Source organism: Achromobacter sp. 1011811831, from assembly GCF_059760905.1.
Map to the genome: position 1 here is coordinate 31657 of NZ_JCBANG010000043.1, position 20640 is coordinate 52296.

General features: G+C 70.7%; 17 protein-coding genes. 6 read left to right on the forward strand and 11 right to left on the reverse strand.

Annotated elements, in window-relative coordinates; genetic code table 11:
• Positions 1-31 precede the first annotated feature (31 nt).
• Positions 32-430 carry a hypothetical protein gene (locus AC6LJ9_RS17150; protein WP_498148500.1) on the forward strand — a complete coding sequence of 133 codons (399 nt, stop codon included), beginning with the start codon at positions 32-34 and terminating at the stop codon, positions 428-430.
• Between the two features lie 40 nt (positions 431-470).
• Here the strand turns inward: AC6LJ9_RS17150 and AC6LJ9_RS17155 are convergent, their stop codons facing one another.
• Positions 471-1976 carry an MFS transporter gene (locus tag AC6LJ9_RS17155; protein WP_498148501.1) on the reverse strand — a complete coding sequence of 502 codons (1506 nt, stop codon included), beginning with the start codon at positions 1974-1976 and terminating at the stop codon, positions 471-473.
• A gap of 159 nt (positions 1977-2135) precedes the next feature.
• Here AC6LJ9_RS17155 and AC6LJ9_RS17160 point away from each other — a divergent pair, with 159 nt between their 5' ends.
• The 3 genes from AC6LJ9_RS17160 (at position 2136) to AC6LJ9_RS17170 (ending at position 6215) form a co-directional block, all read left to right on the forward strand.
• Positions 2136-3059, forward strand: a complete 924-nt coding sequence (locus AC6LJ9_RS17160; RefSeq protein ID WP_498148502.1) for a LysR family transcriptional regulator — start codon at positions 2136-2138, stop codon at positions 3057-3059.
• Positions 3060-3155: 96 nt separating this feature from the next.
• Positions 3156-4319: a cystathionine beta-lyase gene (locus AC6LJ9_RS17165; RefSeq protein ID WP_498148503.1), complete on the forward strand. Its 1164-nt coding sequence runs from the start codon at positions 3156-3158 to the stop codon at positions 4317-4319.
• Entirely contained in the window at positions 4320-6215 is a 1896-nt protein-coding gene (locus AC6LJ9_RS17170) for an MOSC domain-containing protein (protein ID WP_498148504.1), read from the forward strand. It abuts the gene before it with no gap.
• On the opposite strand, the gene AC6LJ9_RS17175 is transcribed toward AC6LJ9_RS17170, so the two are convergent.
• The 10 genes from AC6LJ9_RS17175 to AC6LJ9_RS17220 form a co-directional block, all read right to left on the reverse strand.
• Positions 6212-6658: a universal stress protein gene (locus AC6LJ9_RS17175; RefSeq protein WP_498148505.1), complete on the reverse strand. Its 447-nt coding sequence runs from the start codon at positions 6656-6658 to the stop codon at positions 6212-6214. The genes AC6LJ9_RS17170 and AC6LJ9_RS17175 overlap by 4 nt on opposite strands.
• 163 nt (positions 6659-6821) lie before the next feature.
• On the reverse strand, positions 6822-7520 hold the full coding sequence (locus AC6LJ9_RS17180) for a GntR family transcriptional regulator (RefSeq protein WP_498148506.1): 699 nt from the start codon (positions 7518-7520) through the stop codon (positions 6822-6824).
• A 98-nt stretch (positions 7521-7618) separates the two neighbouring features.
• Complete coding sequence (locus AC6LJ9_RS17185; RefSeq protein WP_498148507.1) at positions 7619-8986, reverse strand: LLM class flavin-dependent oxidoreductase; 1368 nt, start codon at positions 8984-8986, stop codon at positions 7619-7621.
• Between the two features lie 3 nt (positions 8987-8989).
• Positions 8990-9796, reverse strand: coding sequence for a MetQ/NlpA family ABC transporter substrate-binding protein (locus AC6LJ9_RS17190; RefSeq protein ID WP_498148508.1), 807 nt, complete (start codon positions 9794-9796; stop codon positions 8990-8992).
• A 166-nt stretch (positions 9797-9962) separates the two neighbouring features.
• A complete protein-coding gene (locus AC6LJ9_RS17195; protein WP_498148509.1) occupies positions 9963-10940 on the reverse strand; it encodes a tripartite tricarboxylate transporter substrate binding protein in 978 nt (325 codons plus the stop codon).
• Between the two features lie 90 nt (positions 10941-11030).
• Positions 11031-12983 (reverse strand): acyl-CoA synthetase, encoded by a 1953-nt coding sequence (locus AC6LJ9_RS17200; RefSeq protein ID WP_498148510.1) that lies wholly within the window; start codon positions 12981-12983, stop codon positions 11031-11033.
• Positions 12980-14131, reverse strand: coding sequence for an acyl-CoA dehydrogenase family protein (locus AC6LJ9_RS17205; protein ID WP_498148511.1), 1152 nt, complete (start codon positions 14129-14131; stop codon positions 12980-12982). Before AC6LJ9_RS17205 ends, AC6LJ9_RS17200 begins: the two co-directional genes overlap by 4 nt.
• Before the next feature lie 9 nt (positions 14132-14140).
• Positions 14141-15331, reverse strand: coding sequence for an acyl-CoA dehydrogenase family protein (locus AC6LJ9_RS17210; RefSeq protein WP_498148516.1), 1191 nt, complete (start codon positions 15329-15331; stop codon positions 14141-14143).
• 132 nt (positions 15332-15463) lie between these two features.
• Complete coding sequence (locus AC6LJ9_RS17215; protein ID WP_498148512.1) at positions 15464-16642, reverse strand: acetyl-CoA C-acyltransferase; 1179 nt, start codon at positions 16640-16642, stop codon at positions 15464-15466.
• Between the two features lie 44 nt (positions 16643-16686).
• Positions 16687-18225, reverse strand: a complete 1539-nt coding sequence (locus AC6LJ9_RS17220; RefSeq protein WP_498148513.1) for a 3-hydroxyacyl-CoA dehydrogenase — start codon at positions 18223-18225, stop codon at positions 16687-16689.
• 138 nt (positions 18226-18363) lie between these two features.
• Here AC6LJ9_RS17220 and AC6LJ9_RS17225 point away from each other — a divergent pair, with 138 nt between their 5' ends.
• Together AC6LJ9_RS17225 and AC6LJ9_RS17230 are read left to right on the forward strand one after the other, a co-directional pair.
• On the forward strand, positions 18364-19293 hold the full coding sequence (locus tag AC6LJ9_RS17225) for a LysR family transcriptional regulator (RefSeq protein WP_498148514.1): 930 nt from the start codon (positions 18364-18366) through the stop codon (positions 19291-19293).
• Positions 19294-19639: 346 nt separating this feature from the next.
• Positions 19640-20640: filamentous hemagglutinin N-terminal domain-containing protein (locus AC6LJ9_RS17230; RefSeq protein WP_498148515.1), on the forward strand; the 1001-nt coding region annotated here is incomplete at its 3' end.

Sequence of the window (20640 nt, forward strand, 5' to 3'; positions counted from 1 at the left end):
CGTCTGCGCTTGTTTGGCCACGGTGACGCTCGTGGCTTTCTGGAGCGCGACCGCCGTGGCCGAACTGTTCCTGTCACATGCGGCGGTGGCCCAGGTCAAGCAGGCCATCCTGTTGGTCTTGCCGGCCTTTATTGCGCTGATCGTGTTGACCGGAGCCAGCGGCTACGCGTTGGGCGGCAAGGGCGGGCATCCGTTGCTGTCGCGCAAGCGCCGGCGCATGGGGCTGATCGGCGCCAATGGACTGCTGGTTCTGGTGCCTTGCGCCATTTTCCTGGCAGGCCGGGCGCGGGCGGACGCTTTCGATGGGATCTTCTACGGCGCGCAGGCGCTGGAACTGGTGGCGGGCGCCTTGAACCTGGCGTTGATGGGCGCCAATATCCGCGACGGCGTCGCGCTGGGCCGGGGCCGCAGGGCGCGGCGCATGGCTTGACTGGCACGAGACGGGGCCGTGCCCCGGGGCCGGCTTGCTGTCAGGCCGCGCCGCGGCGGCCTTTCAGCAGCACCACGATCGCCGCGCCCAGCAGCATCGCCGTGCAGCTGGCCAGCACGGCGGCATAGCCCGCGTCAAACGCGCTGCGCGCCAGCTGCGCCAGGGCGCCGCCCAGTTCGGCCGACAGGCCCTCGGCCACGATCAGCGCCTCGTCCAGGCTGTCGCGCGCCGGCGAGGCGGCGACGCCGGCCGGCGGGGCCAGCGACTGTGCGTACACGCCGGACAGGATGGAGCCCATCAACGTCACGCCCAGCGCGCCGCCCAGCTCGTATGACACTTCCTCGACCGAGGCGGCCATGCCGGCGCGCTCCACGGGCGCGCTCTGCATGATGGTGCCGGACGCGGCGGTCATGGCGGCGCCGATGCCGACGCCGAGCACGCACAGGCTGGCCATCTGCGGGATCAGCGTGGCGTCGTAGCTGAGCAGGTAGCCGCCCATGCCGGCGCCCGAGACCAGCAGCGACGAAATCAGCATCCGGCGGCTGCCCACGCGCGGCAGCATCCAGCCGGCCAGCGGGCCGGCCACGAAGGCGGCCAGCGACAGCGGCAGGATGTACAGCGCGGCCTGCATCGGCGACATGCCCTGCACCAGCTGCAGGCGCTGACTGAAGACCAGTTCCATGCCCAGCAGCGCGGCGGCGGCGAACAGCGCCGTGGCCACGGCCGAGCTGAAGACGGGGTTGCGGAACAGCGTGAAGTCGATCAATGGATAGGGCCGCGCGCGCTGGCGGCGGACGAACACCGCCAGCATCGCCACGCCCGCCGCGCAGGCCAGGCCGGCATGCAGCCAGGACGGCGAGGCCATGCCCAGCTGCTTGAGCGCATAGGCGCACAGGATCAGGCCGGCCATGATCTGCAGCGATCCCACCAGGTCCCAGGGCCGGCTGCGGTCGGGCCGGCTGGCCGGCACCAGCCGCCAGGCCAGCGGCAGCGCCAGCAGCACGATGGGCAGGTTGATGAGGAACACCGAGCCCCACCAGAAATGCTCCAGCAGCACGCCGCCCAGGACGGGGCCGAACGCCGCGCCGCCGGACGCCACCGAGGCCCAGACGCCGATGGCGACGGCGCGCTCGCGCTCGTCGGTGAAGGTGAGTCGCAGGATGGACAGCGTGGCGGGCATCATCATCGCCGCGCCCACCGCCAGCAGCGTGCGCGCCGCGATCAGCCAGCCGGCGGAGGGCGAGTAGGCGGCGGCCAGCGAGGCCAGGCCGAAGACCGCCAGGCCGGCCATGAACAGGCGCTTGTGGCCGAGCCGATCGCCCAGCGTGCCCATGCCCGGCAACAGGCCGGACACGACCAGGGCATAGATGTTGACGATCCACAGCTTGGCCGAGGCCGACACGCCCAGGTCGTGAGTGAGCCGCGGCAATGCCGTGTACAGCACCGTCATGTCGATCACGATCAGCAGCAATGCGCTGGAGACGATGGCCAGCACCAGCCAGCGGCCGGGTGCGGCCACGGCGGCGTTGGTCGGGGTGCGCTGCATGGTCCTGCTCCTTGTATCTACTTGGCGGAACCTGGGATCGCCAGCGGCGGACGCCGCCGGGAAGGCCGCGAGGGCCGGGTTCCGGGTTCGGATTATCGATCTTCCATTCAATTGAAAAAAGTTAGAATCCATCTGTTAAATGGATGGATGGGGTGAATCATGAACTGGACGCTGGAACAGCTCAGGCATTTCGCCGCCGCGGCGGCCCAAGGTTCGTTCTCGGCGGCCGCGCGCCAGCTGGGCAAGGCGCAATCCGCCGTCAGCACGGCGGTGGGCCTGCTGGAGGCCGACCTGGGCGTGGAGCTGTTCGATCGTTCGCGGCGCAATGCCACGCTGACGCCGGCCGGCGAAGTGCTGCTGCAGGAAGCGTTGGAGTTGTTGCGGCAGGCCGATGGCCTGCAGCAGCGGGCGCTGTCCTTCGCCTCGGGCCAGGAGGCGCGCCTGTCGGTGGCGCTGGACGAGGCGCTGCCTTCGCTGGTGCTGGCCGATCTGGCCAAGGAAATCGCCGAACGCTTTCCGGCGCTGGAACTGACCCAGCTCAACGGCACGGCGACGGAGGTCGCCGACTACGTGGCGGCCGGCCGCGCCAGCCTGGGCTGCCATCTCGACTGGGGCGATCCGGGCCCCGCTTTCGCCGAGCGGTATCTGGGCCGCGTGGCCCAGGGCGTGTTCGTGTCGCACGCGCATCCGCTGGCCGGGCTGGCGCAGGCCACGCGCGCCGACCTGGCCCGGCATCGGCAGCTGGTGATGAAGATGGAGGGCGTGGACGAGCGGGTGCTGAGCCCGATGGTCTGGCGCGCCGACAGTTTCTACAGCATCGCGAGCATGGCCGTGGATGGCCTGGGCTGGGCCATCCTGCCGCTGAACATCGCCGAGTACGAGGTCTACCGCGACCAGCTCGCGAGCGTGCCCTGCGCCGGCCTTACCTTGCCGCCGCTGTCGGTGCGGGCGCTATGGCTGCAGGGCGCCGAGCCCGGCGCCGCCGCCGGCTGGATCCTGGGACGTATGGAACAGCTGCTGCGCGCGGGCGACCCTGGCGTGGCGCGGCGTCGCGCTGATTCAGCGCAATCCCTGGAGGATTGACGGAATCCATCGATTGAAGGGTGAATTTAGAGGGAAATCGTCGGGCCGCGCGAATTAAATTATCACGCTCCGAACTCTACGCTGCGAGACTTTCCCATGCATTGGCGCACCCGGCTCGTCCAACCCCAGACCCTGGCCCGTGGCGGTTTCGCCTCGCTGGCCGTGCCCACCCATCGCGGTTCCACCGTGCTGTTCGAGCGGCAGGCCGACGTGGCCGACGACTGGCGCCATCGCGACAAGGGCTACACCTATGGCCTGTACGGCACGCCCACCGCGCTGGAGCTGGGGGCGCGCGTGGGCCAGCTGGAAGGCGCGCTGCACACCTTCGTGGTGCCCGGCGGGCAGGCCGCCATCGCGCTGGTCTACCTGGCCTTGTGCGGCGCGGGCTCGCACGCGCTGGTGCCGCACAGCGCCTACGGTCCCAACAAGGAAATGGCCGCCAGCATGCTCAAGCGCCTGGGCATCGAGGTCGAGGCCTACGATCCGCTCATCGGCGCCGGCATCGCCGCGCTCATTCGTCCGAACACCGCGCTGGTCTGGACCGAAAGCCCCGGCTCGGTGACGATGGAAGTCCAGGACGTGCCGGCCATCTGCGAGGCGGCGCACGCGCGCGGCGTACCGGTGGCGCTGGACAACACCTATGCCGCCGGCGTGCTGTTCGACGCCTTCGCGCATGGCGTGGACATCAGCATCCAGGCCCTGACCAAATACGTGGGCGGCCATAGCGACCTGCTGCTGGGCTCGGTGTCGGTGCGCGAGGCGGCGTACAAGGATCGCGTCGGCGACACCTTCAAGCAACTGGGGCTGGCGGTCTCGCCGGACGATTGCAGCCTGGCGTTGCGCGGCCTGCAGACGCTGGGCCTGAGGCTGGAGCGGCTGGAGGCCTCGGCGCTGGAGATCGCCCGCTGGCTTGCCGGCCAGCCCGGCATCGCCACGGTGCTGCATCCGGCGCTGCCGTCCTGCCCCGGGCACGAGACCTGGAAGCGCGATTTCAGCGGCTCGGCCAGCGTGTTCTCGGTGCTGTTCGACGATCGCCACAGCGCGCGCCAGATCGAGGCCTTCGTGGACGCGCTGCGGCTGTTCAAGATCGGCATGAGCTGGGGCGGGGTGACCAGCCTGGCGTTGGTCTATCCCGCGCTGGAACGGCCCGGCCGCGACTACGCGGGCCGGCTGGTGCGCCTGAACGTGGGATTGGAAGAGTGCGCGGACCTGAAGGCCGATCTGGCGCAGGCGCTGACGGCGATGGAGCCGGCGCGCTGAATGATGAGCCATGATCCGATGGACGGCGGCCCGTTGCCGCCGCAAGCCGCCGCGCCCGTGCTGGCCGCGCTGTACCGCTATCCGGTCAAGGGTTTCAGCGGGCAGTCGCTGGCCGAGGCGGCCTTGCAGCCCGGCCGGGGCATCGCGCTGGACCGTTGCCTGGGCATCGCCAACGGCCATGCCGTGATCCCGGGCGAGGGCTGGGCGCCGTGCCAGGGCTTCGTGCGCATGACCCGCAACGAAGGATTGCCGGCCTATCGCCTGAGCCTGGAAGAGCAGGGCGACGGCGCGCGCCTGACGTTGGCGTCGCCGGGAGGCGAGCACGCCGTCATCGACGTGGCCGCGCCCGCGACCTGGGACGCCGCCAACCGGACCATTGCCTCCTGGTTCCCGCGCGGCGCGCTCGACGTCCCGCGCTTCGCGCGTCGCCAGGGCGGCCTGGGCTGGTGGGACTTCGACGACGCGCCGCTGTCACTCATCAACCAGGAGACCGTGCGCGCGTTGTCGCGCAAGGCCGGCAAGGAGCTGGACCCGCTGCGCTTTCGCGGCAACCTGTATCTGGACGGCCTGCCGGCCTGGCGCGAATTCGCCTGGCTCGGACGGCGCGTGCGCATCGGCGCCGAGGTCGAGCTGGAGATCCTGCGGCCCATCGAGCGTTGCAAGGCGACCTCGATCGATCCGACCAGCGCGCGCGCCGACCTGAACCTGCCCGCGCTGCTGGCGGGCGGCGAGGGCCATATCTATTGCGGCGTCTATGCGCGCGTGCTGCGCGCGGGCCGGGTGCATGCGGGCGACGCCATCACGCTGGCGGATACGGCCGGCCCGGCGCTGGCGGCGCCACCGGCCGATGCCGCGCATCCGCTGGCGCCGCCGCCGGCGCAGTGGCCGCGCTATGCGCAGGTGGTCGGGCGCGTGCGCGAAAGCGCCGAGGTGGACAGCTTCTGGCTGCGCGACCCGCTGGCGCGCCTGCGCCCGGCGCCCTTGCCGGGCCAGCATCTGCGCGTCGGCCTGCCGGCGCCGGACGCGCGGCCGTACTGGCGTTCCTACACCATCTCGGCGGTCGAGGACGGGCTGCTGCGCCTGAGCATCAAGAACGAGAGGGAGCGCGACGCCGTGTCGCGCCAGCTCCATGCCGGACTGCGGGAAGGCGCGCAGCTGCTGATTTCAGGCCCCCACGGCGGCTTTCATCTGGGACCGTCCGACATGCGTCCGCTGGTGCTGGCGACCGCCGGCATCGGCATCACGCCGGCCGTGGCCATGCTGCGGGCGCTGGCGGCGAGGGAGGATCGGGGCCGGCCGGTGCGGGTCCTGCACGTGGCGCGCGACGCGCAATCGCTGGCGCTGTGGAACGAGGTTCGCGAGCTCGTCGACGCGCTGCCCGAAGCGCGCGCGCGACTGTTCCTGAGTCGGGGGGATGGCGCTCGGCCCGCGTTGCGGGCCGAGGCAGGCAGGCCGGGCGCCGACGCATTCGCGGGCTTGTCCGCCGATGCGCAGGTCTATGTCTGCGGGCCGACCGGCTTCATGGCCGATGTGCGCCGCTGGGCGCTGGACGCGGGCGTATCGCCGGACGCCGTCCATGGCGAGGTGTTCGCCTCGCCTTCGGCGACGCAGCAGGCGCGCCGGCCCGCGCCGGTGGACGGCCCCTTGTCGGTCTGTTTCGACGGCACGGACGTGCGGGCTACGTGGCGCCGGCAGGATGGCACGTTGCTGGAGCTGGCCGAGGCGCAGGGCCTGAACCCGCCGGCGAACTGCCGCGCCGGCGTGTGTGGCGCCTGCCGCCAGACCCTGCGCGCCGGGCAGGTGGCCCATCTGCTGGACCCGCCGTTTCCGCTGGGCCCGCGCGAGGTGCTGACCTGTTGCGCGGTGCCGGTCTCGGATGTGGCGATCGGTCCCTAGGACTGCTTGCGATACACCAGCACCGGCGTGGTCGAGTGCGTCAGCACCTTCTGGGTCTGGCTGCCCAGCACCACGGCGGCCATGCCGCGACGGCCGTGCGAGGCCATGGCGATCAGGTCGCAGCCGCGCTTGGCGGAGGCGTCGATGATGGCCTGGTACGGGTCTTCGTGCGAAACCCGCAAGGTCTCGCAGGACAGGCCCAGCTCGCGCGCCTGGGCGGCGGCCTCGTTCAGCAGCCGTTCGGCCTGGGAGCGGATCTGGTCCTGGTAGTCGTTCAGGCTGGCGGCCAGCTGGGCCGAGCCCATCGAGAACACATGGAAGGGTTCTTCGACCGTCAGGATCGTGACGGCGGCGCCGAAGGTCTTGGCCAGTTGCAGGCTGCGGACCAGCGCCTCATTGGACAGGGCCGAACCGTCGGTGGGGATCAGGATGTGTTTGTACATATGGCGTCTCCCGGCATGCGTGTGGTTGTTGCGGGCGCGCGGCGCTGGCCGCCCGCGCGGGGCGCCTGACGCGGCATCCGGCGGACGCCGGCTGCATGTAACACTGTATCGGCTTGCCGGCGCCGCGCCTTGCGCTGGATCAAGCGGACGAGGGGACGGCGCGTCAGCGCAACAGCGCGGTGACCAGGTCGGCGTTGCCTTGCGCGCCGGCCTGGAAATCCAGGGCGTCCAGCACATGGCGCAGGTGTTCGTCCATCAGGGCGCTGGCGGCGTCGGCGTCGCCCTTGCGCGCAGCCTGGATGAAGGCACGGTGCTCGCGCGAGGAACAGCCGGCGTCGTGCGTGCTCTGGTACAGCGCGGTGATGACGGCGCTGCGCGCCAGCAGCTCGCGCAGCATGTCGGTGAGCACCTGGTTGCCGACGATCTCGGCGAGCAGCAGGTGGAAGTCGCCCAGCAGGCGGTTGCGCGCCTGCGCGTCGCCACTCTCCAGCGCCTGGCGCTCCTGGGCCAGGTGGGCCTCGATGCGGCGGAAGTCGGCCGGGCGGGCGCGGGCCGTGAACTCGCGCGCCAGCGCGGTTTCCAGGATGCGGCGCACGGCATAGACCTCGCGCGCCTCGTCGGCGCTGGGCTTGCTGACGAAGGCGCCCTTGTCCGGCACGATATCGATCAGCTTGTCCTTGGACAGCATCAGCAGCGCGGCGCGGATCTTGGTGCGGCTGACCTGGTAGGCCCGGCCCAGCGCTTCCTCGCGCAGGCGGGTGCCGGGCGGCAGACGGTGCGCGACGATGGCGGCGGACACGTCCTTGGCGATATCGTCGGCGCTGGGGTCCGGGCTGGGGGCTGGGCTTGCGTCCTGGGTCATGGGCGGCGGCACGCGGGCCGGCGGGTGCGGGCTTGGGGCCGCCAGTCTATCAAACTCCGCGCCTCCGGCCGGCGTCCGCATGTCCCGCTCGCCCGGGTTCAGGCGCCGCCGCCGGGCCGGTGGCCGGCGGCCGGATGCGAGGCCGGCAGCCGCGCGCCGCCCGCGCCGAACAGTTTCTCGCGCAGCGTGCCGGGCGCGTAGTCTTCCTTGTAGAGGCCGCGCGATTGCAGCTCGGGCACCACTAGCTCGACGAAGTCGCGCAGGCTTTCATGCGCGACCAGCCGGGTAAGGTTGAAACCGTCGATGTCGGTCTCGCGCATCCAGCCCGCCAGCGCGTCGGCGACGGTCTGCGGACTGCCCACGATGGGGGGCAGCCGGTAGCCGTTCTGCATCTGCGCCAGCAGCTTGCGCACGGTCCAGGTCTGCGCGCTGCGCGTGGTGATCGAGTCCAGCAGGGTCTGGATGCCCTGGGTGGCCTGGGCCTGGATCGGCTCGTCCAGGCCGTAGCGCGAGAAATCGATATGGACCTGGCTGCCGTAGTGCGCCAGGGCCGCCATGGGATTGGCGTAGCGCGCGTATTCGGCATGCTTTTCCCAGGCCTGGGCGTCGGTTTCGCCGACGATGACGCTGGCCATGGCGTAGACCTGGATGTCCTCGCGCCGGCGGCCGGCGTCCTGGGCCTGCTTGCGCAGCGCGGCGACGATGTCGCGCACCGCCGGCTGCGCGCCGGTCAGGAACACGCATTCGGCATGCGCGGCGGCGAAGCGCTGGCCCCGGCTGGAGGCGCCGGCCTGGTACAGCACCGGCGTGCGCTGCGGCGAGGGCTCGGACAGGTGCACGCCCTCATAGCGGTAGTACGGCCCCGCGTGCCGCTGCACGCGGATCCCGGCGGGGTCGGCGAAGATGCGCCGTTCGCGGTCCACGCGCACCGCGTCGTCGTCCCAGCTGCCTTCCCACAGCTTGTACACGGCTTCCATGAAATCGTCGGCGATGGCGTAGCGGTCGTCGTGCGCGGCCAGTTCCTGGCCCAGGGCGCGCGCGGCGCTGGCCTGGTGGCCGGTGACGATGTTCCAGCCGATGCGTCCGCGCGTCAGATGGTCCAGCGTGGACATGCTGCGCGCGAACACATAGGGATAGGCGTGGCTCAGATTGGCGGTGACGCCAAAGCCCAGGTGGCGGGTGGCGTGCGCCATCGCCGGCACCAGCAGCAGCGGATCGTTCATCGGCGCCTGCACCGCTTCGCGCAACGTGATGCCGGGATCGCTTTCCAGCCCGTCCACCATGCCCAGCGTGTCGGCCAGGAACAGGCCGTCGAACTTGCCGCGCTCCAGGATGCCGGCGAGCTCGACCCAGTAGTCCAGGTCGCGGTAGTTGCGCGACTGGTCGCGCGGATGCGCCCAGTAGCCGTGGGCGATGTGCCCGACGGTGTTCATGTCGAAGGCATTGAGCCTGATCTGCTTGCCCATATCTCAGCCCGCCTGTTCCAGCCAGGGGAAGGCGATCAGGTCGTGGTACAGGCGGCGCAGCGTGGCGCGCACTTCCTCCGAGCCCTGATAGATGGCGATGAACTTCAGCAGGCGCGGATCCTGGGCGTTGTCCGGCCGCGTGACCCAGCGGATGGCGTACAGCGAGCTGTCCTTTTCGGCGTAGAGCGCCGATTCCGGCTTGACGCCGGCCACCGCGACGAAGCCAGGGTAGATGACGGCCGCGTCCACGTCGTCCAGCGCGCGCGCCACGATGCTGCCTTCCAGCTCGCGAAAGCGCAGCTTGCGCGGATTGGCCGTGACGTCGCGCAGCGTGGCCTTGGTGCCCACGTCCGGCTTGAGCGTGATGAGGCCGGCTTCCTGCAGGATCAGCAGGGCGTGGCCGGTGTTGACCGGATCATTGGGGTAGGCGACGGCGGCGCCCTCGGGCAGCTCGGCCAGCGCGCGGTGCTTCTTGGAATAGATCGCCATCCGCGACGTGTAGCCCAGAGCGATGGGCACCAGCTTGTAGCCCTTGGCGGCGATCATGCTTTCCAGGTAGGGCAGGTGCTGGTAGTAGTTCGCGTCCAGCGAGCCGTCGTTCACGCCCTCGTTCTGGCTGATGTAATCGGAGAACTCCACCAGCTTGACGTCCAACCCCTGGGCCCGCGCCTCGCGCACCGCGATTTCCATCGCCACATTGCCCAGGCCCACCGACACGCCCAGCGTCAGTGGCTTCTCGGCGCGCGCCGCGCCGCCTAACAGGGCGACGGCCGCCAATGCCGCCATGCCCGCCCGAATCATTCCTTTCATGCCTGCCACGTTGCTGCTCCATCACTGCGGTTGCCGCGCCGCGCCAGGCGGCGCGGCGGCGGAAAAGGCGTGCATTGTGGTACGGCGCGGACAGGCCGAACAAACAAGGAATTCTCATTTGCTTAAACCGGGAATCCGGAACTAATCAGGGCAGGGCGCGGGCGCTTCAGTCCTTGGCCATCAGGCCCAGCGCTTCGATCAGGCTCTTCTCCCTGGCGTAGGTCGCGCGCGCCCATTCGCGGTAGTCCTGGCTGTCGCGATAGGCGGGCTGCTGGTTCAGCTGCTGCATCACGTCCAGGCTGGCCGGGTCGTACAGCGCGCGCTTGAAGGCATCGTGCAGGGTTCGCACCACGGCCGGGTCCATGCCCTTCGGACCGGCCAGCCCATAGGGCGAGGTCGACACGACCCTGTAGCCCAGCTCCTGCGCCGTGGGCACGTCGGGCCAGCGCGTGGTGCGCTGTTCGCCGAAAGTGATCAGCAGGCGCATCTTGCCGGCGTCGACGAACTGGTCCCAGCCGGTGGCGTCGCTCTGCGCCATCACGTGTCCGCCCAATAGCGCCTGCTGCATGTCGGCATTGCCCTTGAACGGCACGTGGTTGAGCTGGACGCCGGCGTTGCGCGCCACTTCCTCCATCAGCAGGTGCGGCGACGAGCCTGCGCCGGTCGAGCCGTAGTCGATGCTGCCAGGCGCCTTGCGCGCGGCCTCGATGTAGTCGTTGAAGGTCCTGTACGGCGAATCGGCGCGCACGGTGAAGCCGAAGGTATAGCCCGACAGGCCGATGATGAAGGTGAAATCGTTGATCGGGTCCCAGTTGGTCTTGTGCATGTAGGGCATGCGCAGCATGGCCAGGGTGTACAGCGAAATGGTGTAGCCGTCCGGCTTGGCGGTCTTGGCCATGTTGGCCGGCCCTAGCGTGCCGCCGGCGCCCGGCCGGTTTTCCACGATGACGGGCTGGCCCAGGTACTTGGACGCATCCTGCGCCACGATGCGCAGATGGCGGTCGGTGGAGCCGCCGGCCGGAAAGGGCACGATCAGCGTGATTGGCTTTGCGGGAAAGGCGCTTTGCGCGGCGGCCGGCAGGGCGGCGGCGAGCGCGTACAGGGCGGCGCCGAGCAGGGCGCGGCGCAGGGACTGCTTGGGCATGGCGGGGTCTCCTTGGGGGATGTGCGGGCGCGGCTCCCGGGCCGCGTCCTGGCGGGCTGCGCGTCTGTGCGCGCTAGTCTTTTTCCGTGTTCATTCAAGCAACGGCACGGCCACGGGCAGCCGCGCCAGCATCTCGCGCAGCCGTGCGCGCAAGGTGGCGGGCGCGTCCGGCAGGGCCTGCACCGCGACCTGGGGCTGCGCGTCGGCCAGCACGCGCAGGCAGGGGCTGTCCTCGGGCAGGCCGCTCTCGCGCAGCGCCTGCGCCACCAGCGCCTGGACCGACACGGCGACGGCCAGGCGGCGCAGGTCGGGCTTGTAGATCTTGCCCACATTGGTCATGGGCATCTGTTCCAGCACGATGACGCGGCGCGGCCGCGCCGGGCCTTCGTCGACCGTGGCGGCGGCATGGGCCAGCAGTTCGGCCTCGGTGATCCGGGCGTCTTCGACCAGCGTGACGAAGGCGACCGGCAGCTCGCCGGCATAGGCGTCCGGCGCGCCGACCGCGGCGCACAGGCGCACGGCCGGATGCGAGGCCAGCGCGTCCTCGATGGTCTTGGGATCGATGTTGTGGCCGCCCCGGATGATCAGGTCCTTGGCCCGGCCTTGCAGATGCAACCGGCCTTGTTCGTCCAGCCGGCCGATGTCGCCGCTGATGAGCCAGCCGTCCTCGGTGAAGGCTTGTGCCGTGTCCGCCGGATCGACGAATCCGGGGATCACGTTGGGCGCCTTGAACAGCACCATGCCGGCCTCGCCCGGCGGCAGATCGCGCGTGGGCCGGCCGGGCGCGGCGTCCAGCGCGGCGATGCGCACCTGCACGTAGGGCAGCGGAAAGCCCACGCAGTTGACCGGAAAGGCCGAGCCAGGCGGGCTGATGGACGAGATCCCCGCCATTTCGGTCATGCCCAGGCTCTCGTTGACGTGCAGGCCGAATTGCCGCTCGAAGCGCGCGGCCAGTTCGGCCGGCAGCGGCGCGGCGCCGGTGCGGCAGTAGCGCAGCGAGGAAATGTCCGCGCCGTAGAGCGGCACGTCGGCCAGTGCCGCCAGGATGGTCGGCACGCCTTGCAGCGAAGTGGCGCGGTGGCGCTCGACCAGTCGCCAGTAATTGCGCAGCACCTCGCGGTTGCGCAGCAGCTGGGTCGTGGGGATGATGGTGGCGACGCCGGCGGACAGCGCGGCCAGCGAGGCGGGCAGGGCGCCGGCCACGTGGAACAGCGGATAGCCGTTGATGACCACGTCGCCTGGGCCGGCGTTCTGCAATTGCACCGCGGCCCAGGCGGTGAAGACCTGGTTGGCGTGCGTGTGGATGGCCAGCTTGGGCGCGCCGGTGGTGCCCCCGGTATGGAAATAGGCGGCCACGTCGCCGCCCTGGATGCGGCGGCCGCTGGCCAGACGGTCGGCGGGCAGGGCGGCGCGCGCGGCGTTGAAGTCCAGCGCGCCTTCCGGCAGCGCCGGCCGCGCCGACGGGGACTCGTCCATCGGCGCGACGCGCAGCAGGCTGCGCAGGCTGGGCACGCGCTCGCGCAGGCGCAGCGCCTTGGTCCAGGATTCGCAGTCGGCCTCGGCGCCGTAGGCGATCAGCGCGCGCGCGCCGGTGGCGTTCAGCAGCGCCGCCAGCTTGTCCTCGGACAGCAGCGGGTTGAGCGGCTGCACCGCGCAGGCCGCCTCGCCGCCCCAGAGCGCCAGGTGGTACTCCAGGCAGCCAGGCAGCAGGATGCCGACGGCGTCGCGCGGACCCAGCCCCAGGCTGTGCAGCAGGTTGGCCGTCTGGTGGATGCCGGCCAGCAGTTCGTGGTAGCTCCAGCTCACCGTATCGCCGTCCGGGTCGGCGGTCTTCAGGAAGGTCAGCGCCGTCTTGTCGCCGAAGGCGGCGGCCGAGTTGCGGAAGATCTCGTAGGTGCTTTGCACCGTCAGCGTCTCGGCCAGGGGCCGGGCTTCCAATCGGCGCACATCCTCGATGCCGCGCACGGGGAAGGGCGCGGCAAAGGGCGGCGACAGCGGCGGTTCCTGCGCCTGCGCGGTGGCAGAGGCGGGGGCGGCCGTCATGACGCGCTCCCGTCGCGTTGGCGGCCCAGCGCGATGTAGCGCCGCAGATGGTGGTCCTCGTCGCCCAGCTGGTGGTCGATCATGACCAGCCGCTTGGCGTAGTGAGCCAGCGGCAGCTCCCAGGTCATGCCGATGCCGCCGTGCAGCTGGATGCTTTCCTCGGCCACCAGCGTGCCGATCCGGCCGATGGTGTACTTGGCCGCCGACAGCGCCTGTTCGCGCGCCAGCCGGTCGGGCAGGTCGAGCGCGGCGGCGGCGTTGATCACCGCCGAACGCGCCTGCTCGATCTCCAGCAACAGATCGGCCATGCGATGCTGCAGCGCCTGGAAGCTGCCGATGGGCGCGCCGAACTGGCGGCGCGTGCGCAGGTATTCCAGCGTGGCGTCGCGGGCGCAGTCCATCGCGCCCAGGGCCTCGGCGCACAGCGCCAGCAGGCCGCGTCCGGTGGCGTGTTCCAGCAGCGCGTGGCCGGCGCCGGCCTGGCCCAGCAGCGCCGCTTGCGGCACGCGCACCTGGTCCAGCGTCAGCTCGGCCGCGCGGCCGCCGTCGACCAGCGCGTAGCCACGGGCGCTCAGGCCCGGCGCGCTGGCCTCGACCAGGAACAGGCTGATGCCGTCTTCCTCGTCCCCGGCGCCGGACGTGCGCGCCGACACCAGGTACAGGTCGGCGTGCGCGCCGGCGTTGACCACGGCCTTGGTCCCGTGCAGCCGCCAGCCCGCGCCGTCGCGCTCGGCGCGGGTCGAGACGCGCGACAGCTCGTAGCCGGCATCCGGTTCGGCGCAGGCCAGCGCCGCGACCCGCTCGCCGGCGATCAGGCCGTCCAGCGATTCGCGCTGCACTGGCGTGCCGGCCTGGGCGATGGCGCTGCCCACCATGAGCGCGTCCAGGAAGGGCTCGACCACCAGGCCGCGCCCCAGCGCCTCGAACACCACGGCGATGTCGAAGCCGGCGCCGCCCAATCCGCCGTCGCGCTCGACGAACAGGGCGCCGATGGCGCCCAGCTCGGCATAGCGGCGCCAGAATTCCGGGCTGTGGCCGCGCTCGGCGCCGGCGTTGCGGTGGCGCGTGGCGATGTCGTACTGCTCGGCGACAAAGCGCCGCAGCATGTCGGTCAGCATGCGGCGGTCTTCGGTGTGCTCAAAGTTCATGGCCGGCCCTCACAGTCCCAGGATCATCTTGGCGATGATGTTCTTCTGGATTTCATTGGAGCCGCCGAAGATCGACAGCTTGCGGTTGTTGAAGTATTGGGCCGCGGCGGTGTCGGCGCCGCCCGGCCCGATGCGCGCGTCGGCGCCATGCAGCGTCCCGGCGTCGCCGACCCGGGCATAAGGACCCATGGCGCGGCGGTTCAGCGCGGTGAGTTCCTGGCGGATCTGGGTGCCGCGTATCTTCAGCATCGAGCTTTCTGCGCCCGGCGCGCCGCCGCCGGCGACAGCGGCCACCACGCGCAGGTTGGTGGTACGCATGTTGGCCAGCTCGATCTCCACCCGCGCCAGCCGCGCGGCGAAGTCGGGGTCGTCGGCCAGCGGGCGGCCGTTGCGGCGCTGGCGCGCGGCAACGGCCTTCAAGCGGGCCAGCGCCGCCGTCGACTGCCCGACGCCGGCGATGTTGGTGCGTTCATAGGTCAGCAGGTACTTGGCGCAGGTCCAGCCCCGGTTTTCCTCGCCCACCAGGTTCGCGGCCGGCACCCGCACGTCCGAGAAGAACACCTCGTTGACCTCGTGCTCGCCGTCCAGCGTGATGATGGGGCGTACTTCCACGCCCGGGCTGCGCATGTCGATCAGCAGGAAGCTGATGCCTTCCTGGCGCCGGCCCTCGTGCGAGGTGCGCACCAGGCAGAAGATCATGTTGGCGTAGTGCCCCAGCGTGGTCCAGGTCTTCTGGCCGTTGACGATGTAATCGTCGCCGTCGCGCACCGCCGTGGTCTGGACGGCGGCCAAATCGGATCCGGCGCCCGGCTCGGAGTAGCCCTGGCACCACCAGTCCGTGCCGTCCAGGATGCGCGGCAGCCAATAGCGCTTCTGCGCTTCGTTGCCGTACTTGATCAGCACCGGCCCCAGCATGCTCAGGCCGAACGGCACGATGCGCGGCGCCCCGGCCAGCGCGCACTCGTTGTCGAAGATGAACTTCCGCGTGCTGTTCCAGCCGGTGCCGCCGTACTCCGCCGGCCAATGGCTGGCCAGCCAGCCGCGCCGGTTCAGTACGGCGTGCCAGCCAGCCATATCCTCGCGCGTCAGCGGCTGGCCGCGCAACACCTTGTCGGACAGCGCGGCGGGCAGTTGCGCGGCCAGGAAGGCCCGCACCTCGTCGCGGAACGCGGTTTCTTCGGCAGTGAATTCCAGATCCATCTCAGTCATCCGTGGCGCCAAGCGCCGGTGTAGTTCAAAAAACTGATGCCTCGACCGGGGCCGCGCGGAGCCGGCTTTGCCGGTCCGTGGCGGCGCCCCTTGAGGGGGAGCGCGTAGCGCTCGGGGTGGGCTCTACATTTCGAACAATCCGGCGGCGCCCATGCCGCCGCCCACGCACATCGTGACCACCGCGTAGCGCGCGCCCCGGCGGCGGCCTTCCAGCAGCACGTGGCCGGCCAGCCGCGCGCCGGTGACGCCGAAGGGATGCCCCAGCGCGATGGCGCCGCCATTCACGTTCAGCCGCTCCATCGGAATGCCCAGGCGCTGCTGGCAGTACAACGCCTGCGAGGCGAAGGCCTCGTTCAGCTCCCACAGGTCGATGTCGTCCACCTTCAAGCCATGCCGCGCCAGCAGTTTCGGCACGGCGTAGACGGGGCCGATGCCCATCTCGTCGGGCTCGCAGCCGGCGATGGCCAGGCCTCGGAAGACGCCCAGCGGCGCGATGCCGGCGCGGCGGGCCTCGGCTGCTTCTATCAGCACGCAGGCCGCCGCGCCGTCGGACAGCTGCGAGGCATTGCCGGCGGTGACGAACTGGCCGTCCCCGCGCACCGGCTTGAGCGCGGCCAGCGCCTCGTAGGTCGTGCCGGGGCGGTTGCAGGTATCGCGGTCCACGGTGACCTCGCGCTCGCTGACGGCGCCGGTGGCGCGGTCGGTCACGGCCATGACCGTGGTGACCGGAATGATCTCTTCCTGATAGCGGCCGGCGGCCTGGGCCGTTTCGGCGCGCTGCTGGCTTTGCGCCGCGTAGCGGTCCTGCGCCTCGCGGCTGATGCCGTAGCGGGCGGCGACGATGTCGGCGGTCTCGATCATGGGCAGATACAGCTCGGGCTTGTGCGCCAGGATCCACGGGTCCATGCCGCTCACGCCGTCGTCGCGGGTGCGGATCTGCGAAACGCATTCGACGCCGCCGGCGATCATGGCCGGCGCGCCGTCCATCACGATGCGTGCCGCCGCCGAGGCGATGGCCTGCAGGCCCGAGGCGCAGTAACGGTTGATGGTGGCGCCGCCCACGGACACGGGCAGTCCGGCGCGGATCACGGTCTGGCGGCCGATGTTGCGGCCGGTGGCGCCCTCGGGGTAGCCGCAGCCGATCAGCGCGTCCTCAATCAGGGCCGGGTCCAAGCCGGCGCGTTCCACCGCGGCGCGCACGGCGTGCGCCGCCAGGGTGGGGCCGGCGATCAGGTTGAATTCGCCGCGCTGCGCCTTGGTGATGGGCGTGCGGGCGGTGGAGACGATGACGGCTTCTCTCATGTCGCGTACTCGCAGGAAAGGGGAAGGGGCGGGCGGCGCCGCGTTCAACGGTTCAGGCTGGCGAAGCCGCGCCCGGATGCCGCCAGCTCGGCCAGCAGCGGCGAAGGCTTCCAGAACGCCGGATCCTCGGCCGCATAGGCGCGCACATCGGCCAGCACTCGGTCCAGGCCCACGCTGTCGGCGTAGTGCATGGGGCCGCCGCGCAGCCGGGGAAAGCCGTAGCCGTACAGGAACACCACGTCGATATCCGAGGGGCGCAGCGCGATGCCCTCGCGCAGCACGTTGGCGGCCTCGTTGATCATGGCGGCCAGGTAGCGGCGCTGGATCTCGTCCTGGCTGAATGCACGGGGCGAGCCGCCGGCGCGGCGGCGTTCCTCGTCGATCAGGGCCAGCACCTCGGGATCGGGCTCGCCCTGGCGCGCACCGTCCGGATACAGGTAGAAGCCGCGTCCGCTTTTCTGGCCGAACCAGCCGCGCTCGCACAGCAGGTCGGGAATGCGCACGTAGCGCAGCGCCGGGTCGCGCGTGGCGGCGCGGCGCTTGCGGGTGGCCCAGCCGATGTCGCCGCCGGCCAGGTCGGCCATCTGGTACGGACCCATGGGATAGCCGAAGGCGCGCACGGCCGCGTCGATCTCGTAGGGCGAGGCGCCGTCCTGCATCATCAGGTCGGCCGCCTGCCGGTGCACGGCCAGGATGCGGTTGCCGATGAAACCGTCGCAGACGCCGGCCCGCACGGGCGTCTTGCCCAGCCGCCGCGCCAGTTCGAAACCGGTGGCCACGGTGTCGGGCGCGGTTGACAGGCCCGCCACCACCTCCAACAGCTTCATGATGTTGGCCGGCGAGAAGAAATGCAGGCCCAGCACGTCGGCCGGCCCGCGCGTGGCGCGCGCGATGCGGTTGATGTCCAGATAGGACGTATTGGTCGCCAGCACCGCGCCCGGCCGCGCCACGCGGTCCAGCTCGGCGAACACCGCCAGCTTGACGTCCATGTCCTCGAATACGGCCTCGATGATCAGGTCGGCCTCGCCCAGCGCGTCATACGTGGTGGCGCCCTGCCAGCGGGCCATGCGGGCCGCGCGTTCGTCCTCGCTCATGCGGCCCTTGCCCACGAGCCGAGCGTAGACCTGATCGACCCGCGCGCGGCCGCGCGCCAGCACCGCCTCGTCCTGTTCCACCATCACCACCGGCAGCCCCGCGTCCAGCAGCGCCACGGCGATGCCGGCGCCCATGGTGCCGCCGCCCACCACGCCGACGTGCTCCAGCCGGCGCGGCCTGGCCTGCTCCAGCTCGGGAATGCGCCAAGTCCGCCGTTCGGCGTGGAAGGCGTGCTCGATGGCGGCGCGCGTCACCGGATCCGGGCCGGCCTCGCGCAGCGCCGCGTCCAGCGCGGCGCTGGCCTGGGCGTCCTGGGAGGTTGATTGCGGATCCCCGGCGGCGAGGCTGTCCGCGTGGCGCGTGCCGGCGCTGGCTTGGGCTGTCATGGCTTGCGTCTCCTTGGCCATCTCCGTGGCCGGTTTCTTCATCGCCGGGCCGCCATCGCAGGCGACAGACCCCTGGGGGCGCGGCGTAAGGGCTGGGTTCATGGACCGTTTGAAACGGTCCACGCCCTGCGCCTAATTCTTGATCAGCAAAGAAGTCTTGACAATGCCATCAATAATTGACACCACGATCAATAAAATTTGACAATGTGGCGGAATGCAATCGAACGACGATAGGCCGACATGGACACCAAATCCCTGACCCTGCTGGTGGAGATCCTGGACGCGGGCAACCTGAGCGAGGCCGCGCGCCGGCTCAAGATGACCCGCGCCAATGTCAGCTACCACCTGAGTCAGCTGGAGCGTTCGGTCGGCATGCAGCTGGTGCGGCGCAGCACGCGCCGCGTGGAAGCCACCGAGATCGGGCTGAAGCTCTACCAGCACGGCCGCAGCATCCAGGATGAACTGGTCGCCGCGCGCGAGTCGGTGCAGAGTTTGGGCAAGACGCCGCAGGGCAAGGTCCGGCTCAGCGTGCCCAGCGGCTACGGCCAGTTCGTCATGACGCCCTGGCTGCTGGAGTTCAAGCGCGACTATCCCGACATCGTGCTGGACGTGCTGTTCGAGAACAGCGTGGATGATCTGCTGCGCGACGAGGTCGACATCGCGGTGCGCATCATGTCGGAACCGCCGCAGAACCTGGTGGCGCGCGAACTGGGACAGGTCCGCTACGTGGCCTGCGCCTCGCGCGCCTATGCCGAGTCCCAGGGGCTGCCCGCGACGCCCGAGGACCTGGCGCGCCGCCCCGTCATCAGCGCCGCCGTCATCGGCCGGCCGCTGCGGCTGTCGGCTTATTACGGCGGCCAGCCAAGGCAGCATGTGGTGCTGGAGCCCACCGTGCTCTCGCGCAATTACGCCTTCCTGCGCGACGCCATGCGCGCCGGCCTGGGCGTGGGCATCGTGCCCGACTACGTGGTGCACGAGGACGTGGCGCGCGGCGATCTGGTGCAGGCGCTGCCGGATTGGCGGCTGAGCATCTTCGGTCGCGCCATGTACATGCTGTACATGCCCAACCGCCACCATCCGCGCGCCATTGCCATGATGATCGAGTACATCCTGCGGCGCGCCCAGGCCGCGCACGATGGGCAGCCCGGCCTGCTGGGCGTCTCGGGCTGAAGCCGGGCCGCGCCGGGCGCGGGGGCTGGCGCGCGGCCGATATCCATTTCCATTCCGCGCTTGATCGCGCTTGCCGGCTTCGTGGCGCCGGCCGCGAGCAGGGCCGTGCCTGCGGCCGGTCGCGATACGCCAGCGTCCGCTTCGTACATAAACGACCACGCCTTTTCAGGCGTGAAGTCTGAAGCTTCCCTCGCCCAAAATCGGAAGCGTCCCATGGCATGCCGGCGGCAACGGCCATAGCGTATCGCCAGTCTTTCTTCATCCGTCCTTTCTGTCCGGAGCTGAGCCTTCTCAGTGGACCTCCCCGACGGACATCCCCCCCCTGGCCTGCGAGGCGCGCCGCATCATGTCCAAGTTCCGTTCCGCCATCGTCTGGCTCGTGCTCTACACCCAGATCTGGACGCCCGTGCTGGCGCAGACGCTGCCGATCAGCGTGGACAAGAACGTTGCGGGTCAACGGCCGATCGTGGGCACGAGCAACGGCGTGCCGGTGGTCAACATCGCGCCGCCCTCGGCCGGCGGGGTCTCGAACAACAAGTTCACGCAGTTCAACGTCGGTCCGTCCGGCGTGGTGCTGAACAACAGCGGCGGCGCCAGCCAGACGCAGCTGGCCGGGCAGGTCGCGGGCAACCCGATGCTGGGCAACCAGCGCGCCACCACCATCCTGAACCAGGTCACCGCGCCCAACCCCTCGCAGCTGATGGGCACGATGGAAGTGGCCGGCAACCGCGCCAACATCATCGTCGCCAACCCGGCGGGCATCACCTGCAACGGCTGCGGCTTTTTGAACGCGGACCGCGCCACGCTCACGACCGGCAAGCCCATGGTGGGACCGGACGGCGGCATCGGCTTTGATGTGGCGGGCGGCAAGCTGCGCGTGGAGGGCGCGGGCCTGAACGGCGCGAACCTGAGCCGCGTGGACCTGATGGCGCGCACGCTGGAGATCAACGCGGGCATCTGGGCCGACCAGCTGCACGTGACGGCCGGCGCGGCCAAGGTCGATTACGCGACGGGCGCGGTATCGGCGGGCCAGGGCGAAGGCCCGGCGCCGACGGTGGCGCTGGACACGGCGGCGCTGGGCGGCATGTATGCCAATAGCATCCGCCTGGTCGGCACCGAGGCTGGCGTGGGCGTGAACGTGGGCGGCAACCTGGTCGCCTTGACGGGCAACCTGGAAGTCAGCGCGGCGGGCGACGTCAAGATCACGCCCAGTGGCACGATGCAGGCGGCGCGCGATGTGCGCGTGGCCGCCGGCCGCGATGTGGCGGGGGAGGGGCGGGCGCGCGGGGCGGGGGCGGGGGGCCCGGGGGCGGGGGGCGCTTTCTACCCACTTCCTGGCGCGCGGGG

What these genes read in the sequence shown, in the direction of transcription:
- AC6LJ9_RS17155 (WP_498148501.1), bottom strand. Translation starts at nt 1,976, where the DNA reads ATGCAGCGCACCCCGACCAACGCCGCCGTGGCCGCACCCGGCCGCTGG.
- AC6LJ9_RS17160 (WP_498148502.1), top strand. Translation starts at nt 2,136, where the DNA reads ATGAACTGGACGCTGGAACAGCTCAGGCATTTCGCCGCCGCGGCGGCC.
- AC6LJ9_RS17165 (WP_498148503.1), top strand. Translation starts at nt 3,156, where the DNA reads ATGCATTGGCGCACCCGGCTCGTCCAACCCCAGACCCTGGCCCGTGGC.
- AC6LJ9_RS17170 (WP_498148504.1), top strand. Translation starts at nt 4,320, where the DNA reads ATGATGAGCCATGATCCGATGGACGGCGGCCCGTTGCCGCCGCAAGCC.
- AC6LJ9_RS17175 (WP_498148505.1), bottom strand. Translation starts at nt 6,658, where the DNA reads ATGTACAAACACATCCTGATCCCCACCGACGGTTCGGCCCTGTCCAAT.
- AC6LJ9_RS17180 (WP_498148506.1), bottom strand. Translation starts at nt 7,520, where the DNA reads ATGACCCAGGACGCAAGCCCAGCCCCCAGCCCGGACCCCAGCGCCGAC.
- AC6LJ9_RS17185 (WP_498148507.1), bottom strand. Translation starts at nt 8,986, where the DNA reads ATGGGCAAGCAGATCAGGCTCAATGCCTTCGACATGAACACCGTCGGG.
- AC6LJ9_RS17190 (WP_498148508.1), bottom strand. Translation starts at nt 9,796, where the DNA reads ATGAAAGGAATGATTCGGGCGGGCATGGCGGCATTGGCGGCCGTCGCC.
- AC6LJ9_RS17195 (WP_498148509.1), bottom strand. Translation starts at nt 10,940, where the DNA reads ATGCCCAAGCAGTCCCTGCGCCGCGCCCTGCTCGGCGCCGCCCTGTAC.
- AC6LJ9_RS17200 (WP_498148510.1), bottom strand. Translation starts at nt 12,983, where the DNA reads ATGACGGCCGCCCCCGCCTCTGCCACCGCGCAGGCGCAGGAACCGCCG.
- AC6LJ9_RS17205 (WP_498148511.1), bottom strand. Translation starts at nt 14,131, where the DNA reads ATGAACTTTGAGCACACCGAAGACCGCCGCATGCTGACCGACATGCTG.
- AC6LJ9_RS17210 (WP_498148516.1), bottom strand. Translation starts at nt 15,331, where the DNA reads ATGGATCTGGAATTCACTGCCGAAGAAACCGCGTTCCGCGACGAGGTG.
- AC6LJ9_RS17215 (WP_498148512.1), bottom strand. Translation starts at nt 16,642, where the DNA reads ATGAGAGAAGCCGTCATCGTCTCCACCGCCCGCACGCCCATCACCAAG.
- AC6LJ9_RS17220 (WP_498148513.1), bottom strand. Translation starts at nt 18,225, where the DNA reads ATGAACCCAGCCCTTACGCCGCGCCCCCAGGGGTCTGTCGCCTGCGAT.
- AC6LJ9_RS17225 (WP_498148514.1), top strand. Translation starts at nt 18,364, where the DNA reads ATGGACACCAAATCCCTGACCCTGCTGGTGGAGATCCTGGACGCGGGC.